The 11,992-nt window shown below is 70.4% G+C and carries 12 protein-coding genes and 1 tRNA gene; 9 read left to right on the plus strand and 4 right to left on the minus strand.

Features of this window, described 5'->3' with window-relative positions; all coding sequences use genetic code 11:
- Window positions 1-304: 304 nt before the first annotated feature.
- On the plus strand, window positions 305-2,065 hold the full coding sequence (locus ACWIHY_RS12465; protein ID WP_454375768.1) for a putative bifunctional diguanylate cyclase/phosphodiesterase: 1,761 nt from the start codon (window positions 305-307) through the stop codon (window positions 2,063-2,065).
- Between the two features lie 23 nt (window positions 2,066-2,088).
- Here ACWIHY_RS12465 and ACWIHY_RS12470 read toward each other — a convergent pair whose 3' ends face one another.
- The 3 genes from ACWIHY_RS12470 to ACWIHY_RS12480 form a co-directional block, all read right to left on the minus strand.
- The gene (locus ACWIHY_RS12470; protein ID WP_454375605.1) at window positions 2,089-3,183 is read right to left on the minus strand and encodes an LLM class flavin-dependent oxidoreductase; all 1,095 of its coding nucleotides are present in this window, start codon (window positions 3,181-3,183) and stop codon (window positions 2,089-2,091) included.
- Between the two features lie 159 nt (window positions 3,184-3,342).
- Window positions 3,343-4,062, minus strand: coding sequence for a maleate cis-trans isomerase family protein (locus ACWIHY_RS12475; protein WP_454375606.1), 720 nt, complete (start codon window positions 4,060-4,062; stop codon window positions 3,343-3,345).
- A 2-nt stretch (window positions 4,063-4,064) separates the two neighbouring features.
- Window positions 4,065-4,886 carry a maleate cis-trans isomerase family protein gene (locus tag ACWIHY_RS12480; protein ID WP_454375607.1) on the minus strand — a complete coding sequence of 274 codons (822 nt, stop codon included), beginning with the start codon at window positions 4,884-4,886 and terminating at the stop codon, window positions 4,065-4,067.
- Window positions 4,887-4,980: 94 nt separating this feature from the next.
- Here ACWIHY_RS12480 and ACWIHY_RS12485 point away from each other — a divergent pair, with 94 nt between their 5' ends.
- The gene (locus tag ACWIHY_RS12485) at window positions 4,981-5,931 is read left to right on the plus strand and encodes a D-2-hydroxyacid dehydrogenase (protein ID WP_454375608.1); all 951 of its coding nucleotides are present in this window, start codon (window positions 4,981-4,983) and stop codon (window positions 5,929-5,931) included.
- A complete protein-coding gene (locus ACWIHY_RS12490; RefSeq protein ID WP_454375609.1) occupies window positions 5,924-7,333 on the plus strand; it encodes an amidase in 1,410 nt (469 codons plus the stop codon). The genes ACWIHY_RS12485 and ACWIHY_RS12490 overlap by 8 nt, the downstream gene beginning before the upstream one ends.
- On the opposite strand, the gene ACWIHY_RS12495 is transcribed toward ACWIHY_RS12490, so the two are convergent.
- Window positions 7,308-7,820 (minus strand): DUF3830 family protein, encoded by a 513-nt coding sequence (locus tag ACWIHY_RS12495; protein WP_454375610.1) that lies wholly within the window; start codon window positions 7,818-7,820, stop codon window positions 7,308-7,310. The two genes, ACWIHY_RS12490 and ACWIHY_RS12495, sit on opposite strands and share 26 nt — an antisense overlap.
- A 96-nt stretch (window positions 7,821-7,916) precedes the next feature.
- On the opposite strand from ACWIHY_RS12495, the gene ehuB reads away from it, so the two are divergent.
- The 6 genes from ehuB to ACWIHY_RS12525 all read left to right on the plus strand — a co-directional run bounded on the left by ehuB (window position 7,917) and on the right by ACWIHY_RS12525 (window position 11,940).
- Window positions 7,917-8,819: an ectoine/hydroxyectoine ABC transporter substrate-binding protein EhuB gene (ehuB, locus tag ACWIHY_RS12500; protein WP_454375611.1), complete on the plus strand. Its 903-nt coding sequence runs from the start codon at window positions 7,917-7,919 to the stop codon at window positions 8,817-8,819.
- Window positions 8,816-9,490 (plus strand): ectoine/hydroxyectoine ABC transporter permease subunit EhuC, encoded by a 675-nt coding sequence (gene ehuC, locus ACWIHY_RS12505; protein ID WP_454375612.1) that lies wholly within the window; start codon window positions 8,816-8,818, stop codon window positions 9,488-9,490. The genes ehuB and ehuC overlap by 4 nt, the downstream gene beginning before the upstream one ends.
- Complete coding sequence (gene ehuD, locus ACWIHY_RS12510; protein WP_454375613.1) at window positions 9,487-10,137, plus strand: ectoine/hydroxyectoine ABC transporter permease subunit EhuD; 651 nt, start codon at window positions 9,487-9,489, stop codon at window positions 10,135-10,137. The genes ehuC and ehuD overlap by 4 nt, the downstream gene beginning before the upstream one ends.
- Window positions 10,127-10,882: an ectoine/hydroxyectoine ABC transporter ATP-binding protein EhuA gene (gene ehuA / locus ACWIHY_RS12515; RefSeq protein ID WP_454375614.1), complete on the plus strand. Its 756-nt coding sequence runs from the start codon at window positions 10,127-10,129 to the stop codon at window positions 10,880-10,882. The genes ehuD and ehuA overlap by 11 nt, the downstream gene beginning before the upstream one ends.
- A 165-nt stretch (window positions 10,883-11,047) precedes the next feature.
- On the plus strand, window positions 11,048-11,806 hold the full coding sequence (locus tag ACWIHY_RS12520; RefSeq protein WP_454375615.1) for an IclR family transcriptional regulator: 759 nt from the start codon (window positions 11,048-11,050) through the stop codon (window positions 11,804-11,806).
- A 60-nt stretch (window positions 11,807-11,866) separates the two neighbouring features.
- Window positions 11,867-11,940, plus strand: a tRNA-Lys gene (locus ACWIHY_RS12525).
- Window positions 11,941-11,992: the final 52 nt, after the last annotated feature.

Consider the following 11,992-nt stretch of genomic DNA (forward strand, 5'->3'; position numbering starts at 1 on the left):
CGGCCGAGACGCCGACACCCCGACGGGATCACGGAAAGTCACAATCGATCACGTAGGAACACCGCAAGGCGCAGCTGTGCAGAAACGATCGTCCGCAGGCGTCGGGTGCTCCGCATCACGGCGGCGTAGCTGGATCGGCCCTCCCGGCAGCCTCTATGATCGGCACACTTTCCTGCGTGGAATCAGCCCCGTGCGGGGCTCTCCACCCCGCCGACGACCCCGACGACATCTGTAAGCGATCAATGCCCTGCGGGAGCGAGCGGTGAGCGGAACCTCCGAAAAACCCGGTTCGGCCCCCGACATCATCCGACGGACCGTCACACAGAGTCACGAGCTCGGTCGCTCGGCGTCCGAGCTGCGCGATTACCGCGCGGCCTTCCACGCCGCGCACCTCGCAATGGCCGTCGTGGACCGCGACGGACTCGTCGTCACCGCGAACCCCTCCCTCGCCGGGATCCTCGGCACGGACGCCGCCCAGCTGCGCGAACAGCCCGCCGCCGATCTCCTCGATCTCGCGTCCGACGCCCGCAGCTTCCACGCCTACCTCGAAGTCCTCGCCGGGCGACGCGCCCGCTTCCGCTGTACGCGCAGGCTCAAGCACCCGGACGGGCGCTCGCTCTGGGCCGAGGTCACCGTCACGCCCGTACCGGACAGCGGAACCGTCCTGCTGTCGGTCACGGACACCAGCGACCGTCGCGAGCTCCAGGCCCGGCTGCGCCACCTCCAGATGCACGATCCTGTGACCCGGCTCCCCAACCGCACGCTGTTCTTCGAGCGCCTGACCTCCGCGCTGGAGAATTCGGCGTACGAAGGCGGCGGCACCGGCCGGATCGGCGTCTGCTACCTCGACCTCGACGGGTTCAAGGCCGTCAACGACACCCTCGGCCACCGCGTCGGCGACCGGCTGCTGACCGCCGTCGCCTCGCGGCTGGCCCGGTGCGCCGACCAGTACGGCTACGCGCGGGCCGGCGGCCATCTGGTCGCGCGGCTCGGCGGCGACGAGTTCGCGCTGCTGGTCGAGGACTCCACCGGCACGGAACAGCTAGCGGACCTCGCGCAGGCCGTACTGACCGCCCTTCAGCAGCCGTTCGACCTGGCCGGGCAGCGGCTGGCGGTGTCCGCGTCCATCGGTGTCGTTGAGCGGGTCGCGGCCGGGACCACGGCGACCGGTCTGATGCAGGCCGCGGACACGACGCTGTACTGGGCCAAGGCGGACGGCAAGGCGCGCTGGACGCTCTTCGACCCGGAGCGCAACGCCCACCGGATGACCCGTCAGGCGCTGTCCAGCACCCTGCGGCCGGCCGTCGAGCGCGGGGAGTTCACGCTGGAGTACCAGCCGCTGGTGGACCTGGAGGGTGGCGGCGTACGGGGGGTGGAGGCGCTCGTACGCTGGGAACATCCGCAGTTCGGGACGCTGGCGCCGAATCGGTTCATCTCCATCGCCGAGGAGGACGGCTCGATCGTCCAGCTCGGCCGCTGGGTGCTGCGGACCGCCTGCCGGCAGGCCAGGCAGTGGCAGATCGCGCACCCCGGCACGCCGCCGATCTTCGTCAGCGTCAATGTCGCCGTACGCCAGGTGTGGGACTCCGACCTGGTCGCGGACGTCGCCGGGATCCTCGCCGAAACGGGGCTCGCGCCGAATCTGCTGCAACTGGAGCTGACCGAGTCCGCGGTGATGGGCTCGGCGGGGCGGCCGCTGCAGGCCTTGCAGGCGCTGAGCGACATGGGCGTACACATCGCGATCGACGATTTCGGGACCGGCTACTCGAATCTCGCGTACCTGAGCCGGCTGCCCGTCTCGGTGCTCAAGCTGGACGGCTCCTTCGTCCGCGGCTTCCAGGACGAGGCGCACGCCAACCCGGCTGACGAAACGATTGTCGAGGCGCTGGTGCAGCTCGCGCACCGACTGGGGCTGACCGTCACGGCGGAGTGCGTCGAGACGTCGGGGCAGGCGGCGCGGCTGCGCCGGATCGGGTGCGACACGGGGCAGGGCTGGCTGTACTCGCGGGCGGTGACGCCGGAGCGGATCGCCGCGATGATCGCCGTCAGTCCGCAGCGGGTCTGACGGCGATCACCGCCCCCGGGCGCTCAGGCGCGGGGCAGGCCGTAGGCGTCCGCGATGAGTTCGTACGAGCGCAGGCGGGTGGCGCCGCCGTGGGCGTTGGCCGTGATCATCAACTCGTCGGCGCCGGTGCGCTTGGCCAGGTCGTCGAGGCCGGTGCGGACGGCGTCCGGGGTGCCATGGATGACGTTGGCGAGCCAGCTGTCGACGAACTCCCGCTCCATGGCGCTGAAGTCGTACGCCTCGGCCTCCTCAGGCGTCGGGATCAGACCCGGGCGTCCGGTGCGCAGGCGGACCATCGACAGGGCGCCGGTGAGGACCTGGCGGCGGGCCTCCTTCTCGTCGTCCGACGCGAGGGCCGACACGCCGATGAGCGCGTACGGGGCGTCGAGGACGGCCGAGGGGCGGAACGACTCGCGGTAGAGGTCGAGCGCCGGGATCGTGTTCTGCGCGGAGAAGTGGTGCGCGAAGGCGAACGGCAGGCCGAGGGTGGCGGCGAGGCGGGCACTGAAGCCGGAGGAGCCGAGCAGCCAGATCGGCGGGCGGGCGGCGGGGCCCTGGACGGGCCCCGGGACCGCGTGGATGCGGGCGTAGGGGTGGCCGTCGGGGAAGTCGTCGTCGAGGAACCGGGTCAGCTCGGCGAGCTGCTGCGGGAAGTCGTCGGCGCCTTCGCGCAAGGGGGCATCGCCCATGCCCTTGAGGCTGCGGGGGCGGTCGGTGCGGCGGAGTGCGGCGGCGGTGGCGCCGTCCGTGCCGGGGGCGCGGCCGAGGCCGAGGTCGATACGGCCGGGGGCGAACGCTTCGAGCGTGCCGAACTGTTCGGCGATGACCAGCGGCGCGTGGTTGGGCAGCATGACGCCGCCGGAGCCGAGGCGGATGCGGTCGGTGTGGGCGGCGATGTGGGCAAGGATCACCGCCGGGGAGGAGCTCGCGACGCCGGGCATGGAGTGGTGCTCGGCGACCCAGTACCGGTGGAAGCCGCGGGTTTCGGCCTGGCGGGCGATGGCGACGCTGGTGCGCAGGGCGGTGGTGGCGGTGGTCCCGCTGCCCACCGTTGCCAGGTCGAGTACGGAAAGGGGTACGGGCGCGCTTCCGCTCGCCGTGCCTCGGATCGCGTCCACCGGTGTTTCCTCCTGCGTCGTCGGTGCGGGTCGTGCAACGAGTGCGACAACAGGAGGGTGGCTCCGGTTATTCCCCCGGGGGCGGACAGGCCCGATCGCCTGCGGCGGGCCTGTCCGCCCCCGCCCCTTCCCGGCCTGGGGCAGCCCCCAGGAGCGGGGCTACGTCCTGCCGGCGAAGAGCGTGCCCAGGTGCTTCGTGCGGACCCGGCGGTCGGCCAGCCGCAGGCCCTCCCACACCGTGACCTGGTTCGCCGTGAGGACCGGCTTGCCCAGCGCCTCCTCCAACTCCGGCACGTACGCCGCCGTATGCAACGCCGTGTCCGGCAGCAGTACCGCCTCCGCGTCCGGATGGTCGCCCGCGCGGGCCAGCGCCAGCACCTCGTCGCGGCCCCACGTGCCGACCTCCGCGGCGGTGATGATGCCGCTGCCGCGCGACGCGACCACCTCGATGTCCGCCGCCTTGAGGAAGTCGGTGAAGTACGCCGCCACATCCTCGGGGTACGTCGCCGCGATCGCGACCCGCGTCGCACCCACGTCCCGTACCGCGTGGACGAAGGCGAACGACGTGCTGGAGGCCGGCAGGCCCGCCGCCTGTGCCAGGAGGCCGACCTGGTCCTGCGCGCCGTCCCGGCCGAAGACGAAGCTCGCGCTCGTGCACGCCCACACCACAGCCTCCGCCCCCGCGAGCCGCAGCTCCTCCACCCCGGCCGCGAGGCGGGCGGGCGAGCCCATCTGGAGGAGGGCGTCGACGCGGTGCGCGTCCTCGCCGATGTCGGTGTGCACGACGGACAGCCGCACGTCGCTGTCGAGCAGCATTTCGATCCGCGGGTAGTCGTCCTCCGCGGAATGACCGGGGTAGAGAAACCCGACCGCTGTCATGATCACCCCTCTTGTTGCTGTTGCTGTTGCTGGGACTGTTGGGGAGCCGGAGCCGGAGCCGGAGCCGGTGCCGGCGCCCGTTCCCGCTCCGCCTCGTCGATCAGCAGCCGCTGGTACGGGCCGACCGCGCACGCCCCGATCCGCCGTAGCGCGGACCACATCGTGACCTGGTTCGCGGACAGCACCGGCATCCGCAACTCCGCCTCCAGCTGGGGGATCACGTCGTACGTCGGCAGGTTCGTACAGCTGATGAAGAGGCAGTCCGCCGCCCCCACCACCGCCTGCCTCGCCATGTCCACCACATCCCGGTAGGGGACCTTCCAGATATGCCGGGTCAGTCCGAGGAACGCGCGCCCTGTGACCGCTATCCCGGCCTGGGCGAGATATTCCTCCAAGGAGTTCGTGACCGACGCCGTGTACGGGGTGACCAGCGCGATCCGCCGCGCACCCATCGCGCCGAGGGCGTCGAGCAGCGCCCCCGACGTGGTGACCGAGGGCAGCTCCCCGGCCTGGGTCATCGCCGCGCACATGGCCCGCTCACCGGCCACTCCGCCGACGAAGCTGCCCGACGTGCAGGCGTACGCGACGACTTCCGGCGCCACTGCGCACAGGGCCCGCACCGCCTCGCGCAGCGTCTCGTGCTCGCTGACGAGCCTGGCCAGATCGAGGCTGACCTCGACGGGAACGAAGGGGGTGCGGGTGAGATGCAGCGAAATCTCGTCGGGGACCCAGCGCCACAGTTCCCGGTCCAGCGCGAAGTCGAAGGGGGCCACGACGCCTACGCCGCGTTGTGGCCTTGGTCCGCCGAGGAAGGAGATGTCCAATGCGGCCCCCAGGTGCGTGAGTTGACGACCGTAGATTCGGGTGCGAGCGTGGTCAATCCGTACATCTCAGACGTGTCGAAGGGGTTTCGCCTCCATGTCCGAAGAGACCCTTCTTGTCCTCGACGCCGATCCGCCGCCCCGCCTGGGCCGACTGACCGGACGTACCCGCATCCTGCACGGTGACGAGAACACGCTCGCCCGTCAACTCCCTCTCGCCGACGTGCTGCTGGTCTGGGACTTCACCTCCGACGCGGTACGCCGCGCCTGGCCGGGCGACGGCCCCCGGCCGCGCTGGGTGCACACCGCGAGCGCCGGCGTCGACCACCTCATGTGCCCCGAGCTGATCGCCTCCGACACGGTGGTGACCAACGCCCGAGGGATCTTCGATCTGCCGATCGCCGAGTATGTATCGGGCCTGGTCATCGCCATGGCGAAGGACCTGCCCGGCACGCTGGATCTCCAGCGGCAGCGGCGCTGGCGCCACCGCGAGACCCTTCGGGTGGCGGGCAGCAGGGCGGTGATCGTGGGTTCGGGGCCGATCGGGCGGGAGATCGCCCGGCTGCTGCGGGCGCTGGGGGTCGTCACGGCCCTCGTCGGACGGACCGCGCGCCCCGGCGTGCACGGCGCGCACGAGCTGACGCCCTTGCTCTCACGCGCCGACTGGGTGATCTGCGCGGCGCCGCTGACCGACGTGACGCGCGGGATGTTCGACGCGGCGGCCTTCGGCGCGATGCCGCCGTCGGCCCGGTTCATCAACGTGGGGCGCGGTCCGCTCGTCGTCGAGGCCGATCTTGTAGCGGCCCTGCAGAAGCGGTGGATCGCGGGCGCGGCGCTCGACGTGTTCGGCGAGGAGCCGCTGCCGCCGGAGAGCCCGCTGTGGGACGTTCCCGGCCTGATCGTGTCCCCGCACATGAGCGGGGACACGATCGGCTGGCGCGACGAGCTGGGCGCGCAGTTTGTCGAGTTGTACGAACTGTGGGCGTCCGGAAGCCCGCTGCCGAACGTGGTGGACAAGAAACGTGGGTACGTCCCCATGCATGACTGAGCTGAGCGCACTGACCGCCCGTCAACTTCTGGCCGGGTACGAGAAGGGCGAGTTCTCCCCCGTCGACGCGACCCGGGCGGCCCTGGCCCGGATCGAAGCCGTACAGCCGCTCGTCAACGCCTTCGTCCGGGTCGACGCGGACGAGGCACTCGCGCAGGCGGAGGCGTCCGCCGGGCGGTGGCGGAGGAAGGAGCCGCAAGGTCTGGTCGACGGGATCCCGGTGTCGGTGAAGGACCTGCTGCTGACGCGCGGCGGGCCGACGCTGCGGGGCTCCAGGGCGATGCGGGCTCGGGGCGGCTGGGACGAGGACGCGCCGTCCGTGGCGCGGCTGCGGGAGCAGGGCGCGGTGTTCCTGGGCAAGACGACCACGCCCGAGTTCGGCTGGAAGGGCGTCACCGACTCGCCGCTGTCCGGAGTGACCGGCAACCCGTACGATCCGTCGCGCACTGCGGGCGGCTCCAGCGGCGGCAGCGCGGCGGCCGTGGCGCTCGGGGCGGGCCCGCTGTCGCTCGGCACGGACGGCGGGGGTTCGGTGCGTATCCCGGCGTCCTTCTGCGGCATCTTCGGGCTGAAGCCGACGTACGGGCGGGTGCCGCTGTACCCCTCCAGCCCGTTCGGGACGCTCGCGCACGTCGGTCCGATGACGCGGGACGCGGCGGACGCGGCGCTGCTGATGGACGTCATCAGCGGCCCCGACTGGCGCGACTGGTCGCAGCTGGCACCCGGCGGGAGCATGACGGCTGCCCTGGACGGCGGGGTGAAGGGCCTGCGGGTGGCGTACTCGGCGTCGTTCGGCGGGCAGGTGTCGGTACGGCCCGAGGTCGCCGCCGCCGTGCGTGCGGCGGTGGGGAAGCTGGCTGAATCGGGGGCGTACGTCGAAGAGGCCGACCCCGATGTCGCCGATCCGGTGGAGGCCTTCCACACGCTGTGGTTCAGCGGGGCCGCGCGCCTGGTGCAGCACTTCGGCAAGGAGCAGCGGGCCCTGCTGGATCCGGGCCTGCGCGAGATCTCCGCGCTGGGCGCGCGGTACAGCGCGCTGGACTACCTGGCGGCCGTCGACGTCCGGATGGATCTCGGCCGGCGCATGGGCCGCTTCCACTCGGCGTACGACCTGCTGGTCACGCCGACCCTGCCTCTCACCGCCTTCGAGGCGGGCGCGGAGGTGCCGAAGGGGTCCGGGCACCGGCGCTGGACGGGGTGGACGCCGTTCACGTACCCCTTCAACCTGACGCAGCAGCCCGCCGCGACCGTGCCCTGCGGGGCGGACGCGGACGGGCTGCCGATCGGGGTGCAGCTGGTGGCCGCGCGGCACCGGGACGACCTGGTGCTGCGCGCGGCGCACGCGTTGCACCGGAGCGGGACAGGGGGAACGGGGCTCAGCCCGGTGCCCCGCCGCGCCTGAACGTCAGGGTCTCGCCGACCGCACCCGAACGCCAGAGGTCCTGGCACGCCTCGGCCATCCGGTCGAGGCCCTCGACGACGGTGCCCCAGACGATGCCGGGCACCCAGCCCGTATCGCCGTTGAGCAGCAGGTTGTTGCGTTCGTAGAAGAGGGCGAGGTCGACCACGCCGTGGCCGGCCCGGAGCGCGGGCTGCGGGCCGTAGCCGTGCGACGCCGTGCCCAGCTGGGTGTCGGAGAAGGCGAAATAGCAGAGGTCGCCGGGGATGGGCGTGACGGTGGGGTTCTCCAGCGGCGGCTCTTGCGCGGCGAAGGGTTGGACCAGGGCGTAGATCTCATTACGGGCGTACTTCGCGTGATAGACATCCCCGCCCAGGGGAAGCGCCTGCCACACCGCCTCGCAGGTGACCGGCGCCCGGTCGTCCAGGAGTTTCGCGGTGCAGCGCACACCGCGCTTGTCGAGCGATACGTCCACGAATCGGTCGGTCATCTCCCCATGGTCCCCAGTGGGTCAAGGGCGCACCCGCCGCGACAGGGGCCGGAATCCATCGGCATACCTCGGCTGGAGCCGGGTAGCCGCGCGCCCATGGCTCCACCACCAGGGAACGACTCAGACAGCACAACAAGACACTCCATACGCCGGCGCTCGCTCCTGCTCGGCACGGCCGCGCTCGGCGCCGCGGGGGCGCTCGGCGCGGCCGGCTGCAGCAAGGTCCCGTCCGGCGACACGCTCGCCCGGCTGAAGTCGCAGGGCACGGTCCGACTCGGCATCGCCGGCGAGGCTCCGTACGGATACATCGACGAGCAGGGTGAGTTCACCGGCGAGGCGGTAGAACTCGCCAAGGTCATCTTCAAGCGGCTGGGCGTGCCCAAGGTGCAGCCCTCCCCCACCGACTTCTCCTCCCTCATCCCAGGCCTCCAGTCGCAGCAGTTCGACGTGGTCTCCGCCGGGATGTACATCAACAAGGAACGCTGCGCGCAAGTCCTCTTCGCCGACCCCGAGTACCAGATGCTCGACTCGTTCATCGTGCGCAAGGGCAACCCGAAGCAGTTGCGTTCGTACCAGGACGTCGTCGAGGCCAAGGCGAAGATCGCCACCGGCGCCGGATACGCCGAGATCGACTACGCGGTCGCCGCCGGCATCCCGCGCAAGGAGATAGCCATCTTCCAGGACCCCGTCGCGGGCCTGAACGCCGTGGAGTCCGGCCGGGTCGACGTCTTCGCGGGCACCGCGCTGACCGGCCGGGGCGTGGTGAAGAAGAGCACGAGGGCGGAGGCCACGAAGCCCTTCGCGCCGCTCGTGGACGGCAGGAAGAAGGTGGACGGCGGCGGGTTCGCGTTCCGGCTCGGCGACGCCGAACTGCGCGACGCCTTCAATGTGGAGATCCACAAGATGAAGAAGAGCGGTGAACTCTTCCGGATCCTCCAGCCGTTCGGCTTCACCGAGGCGGAGATGACGACGATGACCGCAGAGGAGCTGTGCACATGACAGCCGGACTGTGGACGCACTGGATTCTCCCCGGTATCTGGATCACGATCCAGCTCACCGTGTACAGCGCCGCCCTCGCGGCCGTTGTCGCCTTCGGCATCGGCATCGCCCGCACCCACCACTCCCGTGCCGTCCGCTTCCTGGCGGGCTTCTACACGGAGGTCTTCCGCGGCACGTCCGCGCTGGTGCTGATGTTCTGGCTGTTCTTCGTGATGCCGGGACTCTTCGGCTGGGCGCTCGTCCCCATGTGGGCGGCCGTCCTGGCGCTGGGGCTCTCGTACGGGGCGTACGGCGCCGAGGTCGTGCGCGGCGCGCTCAACTCGGTGGCCCCGGCGCAGCGTGAGGCGGGCGTCGCGCTCAGCTTCACCCCCTGGCAGCGGATGCGGCTCATCCTGCTTCCGCAGGCGGTGCCCGAGATGATCCCGCCCTTCAACAACCTGCTGATCGAGCTGCTCAAGGGCACCGCTCTGGTGTCCCTGCTCGGTGTGGCCGACACGTCGTTCTCCGCCTACCTGGTGCGTCTGGCCACCCAGGAGAGCGTGGAGATCTACTCCGTGACACTGGTGATCTACTTCGTGATCGCCTTTGTCCTCACCCGCGGGATGCGGGTGCTCGAACGCAGGACCAAAGCCGGTATCGGGATCACCGCCGGAGCCGGAGGCACGCGATGAACACATGGGACTGGTCCGCGGTCACGGACTTCATGCCGGCGTTCTGGGACGGCCTGCTCGTCACGCTCCAGGTCCTGGTGCTCGGCTCACTGCTCTCGTTCACCCTCGGTCTGGTCTGGGCGATCGGGTACCGCGCGCCGCGCTGGGTCCGCTGGCCGGTGAACATCGTCACCGAGTTCATCCGCAACACCCCGCTGCTGGTGCAGCTGTTCTTCTTCTACTTCGTGCTGCCCGAGTGGGGCGTGCAGTTCTCGGCGCTGACCACCGGCACTCTCGCCATCGGGCTGCATTACTCGACATACACCGCGCAGGTCTACCGGGCCGGCATCGACGCCGTACCGGCCGGGCAGTGGGAAGCGGCGACGGCGCTCAGCCTGCCGGTCCCGCGCACCTGGTTCGCGGTGATCCTGCCGCAGGCGATCCGCCGGATCGTGCCCGCCCTGGGCAACTACGTGATCTCGATGCTGAAGGACACTCCGCTGCTCATGGCCATCGGCGTACTGGAAATGCTCCAGGAGGCCAGGCTGGCGAGCGCGGAGACCTTCCAGTACGCCGAGCCGCTGACGGTCGTCGGCGTCGCCTTCATCCTCATCGCCTACCCGGCTTCTCTTCTCATGCGAGCCCTGGAGCGTCGTCTTGTCCGCTGACCCGACCCCCAACGAACTGATCCGATTCGACAACGTCACCAAGCGGTTCGGCGACAACACCGTCCTGGACAACCTCTGCTTCTCGGTCCGGTCCGGGAAGCACGTGACCCTCATCGGGCCGTCCGGCTCCGGCAAGACCACGATCCTCCGGCTGCTGATGACGCTGGTGAAGCCCGACGAGGGCGTGATCAGAGTCAACGGCGGCCAGCTCTTCCCGGCGGGCGAGAAGGAAGTCCGCGAGGTGCGCAAGAACATCGGCATGGTGTTCCAGCAGTTCAACCTCTTCCCCAACATGAGCGTCCTGCGCAATGTCACCGAGGCGCCCGTGCGGGTCCTCGGCATGTCGAAGGACGAGGCCGCCGAGCGTGCCAAGGGCCTGCTGGATCTCGTCGGCCTCAGCGACAAGCACGACGTGAAGCCGACCCAGCTCTCCGGCGGCCAGCAGCAGCGCGTCGCCATCGCGCGGGCCCTGGCGATGCGCCCGCAGGTGCTGCTCCTGGACGAGGTGACGTCGGCGCTGGACCCGGAGCTGGTGGCGGGCGTTCTCGACGTACTGCGCGACATCGCCCGTACGACGGACATCACCATGCTCTGCGTCACGCACGAGATGAACTTCGCCCGGGACATCTCGGACGACGTCCTGATGTTCGACAACGGGCGGGTCATCGAGTCCGGGTCGCCCGAGAAGATCTTCAACGATCCGGAGCACGACCGTACCCGCGAGTTCCTCGGCGCGGTGCTCTGACCTCTCGATCCATCCGGAATCGTGACGCTGGCATATGCCACAGTGGCGCGTCCCAGCTTGTGGGGCCGGGACGTGCCACTTTCTCCTCAACACCGGCCCCGTAAGGGGCTCTTGGCGGCTATCGTGGAACGGATGCAAACGGTCACAACCTGGTAGGGGGAAACCGTGGCGCTGAAGCCGGAGCCGACCGTGCCGTTCCACTCGGTGCAGTACGCCCTGCGTGTACTGGAGACGGTCTCCAGGCACGGGAGCGGTGTGACCGATGTACAGATCGCCCGCGAGACCGGTCTCCCGACCGCCCACCTGACCTCCCTGCTGCTGATGCTCCGCCGCGAGGGGTACGTCGAGCAGGTGACGGACGGGGCGTACGTCGTCGGCGACTCGCTCGTCCTGCTCGGTTCGGGCTCCACGCGGCGCGAGGCCCTCCAGACCAAGCTCCAGCAGACCCTCGACCAGCTGCGCGACACGGTGGGCGCGGCGATCTACATCAGCCGCTACATCGACGGCGAGATCAAGGTCACACAGATCGCCGACGGGCCCCGCACGCCCGCGGTCAACGAGTGGGTCGACTTCAGGTCGGCGGCCCATGCCAGCGCGATCGGCAAGTGCCTGCTGACCCAGCTCGACCAGAACGGCCGCCGCGACCATCTGTCGCGCCACAAGACCGCCCGGCTCACCTCGAAGACGATCACCAACGAGCGGGTCCTCTTCTCCAAGCTGGACAGCCAGCCGCCCACGGTGCCGGTCCTCGACCTCCAGGAGTACGCGGTGGGCACGGTCTGCGCGGCCGTTCCGCTCACCGCCGGCTCCACGGTGGGCTGCCTGGCCCTGTCCCTGCCGCTGGAGCACGCCCACCGCCTGCGCTCGGCGGCGGACACACTGAACCGCAGGGCCGCGCCGATGGTGCTGTCACTGGCGCTGTGACGGCGGTGGCCGACCGTGGTTCGGGGCACCCTTCCGGACCAGGTACTATTTACGAGTCAAGCGCCGCTAGCTCAGTTGGTTAGAGCAGCTGACTCTTAATCAGCGGGTCCGGGGTTCGAGTCCCTGGCGGCGCACAGACGAAAGACCCTCGCGGAAGCGGGGGTCTTTTTCGTGGCGCTCCCCGGT

It is taken from the genome of Streptomyces sp. NPDC055287 (assembly GCF_053646035.1).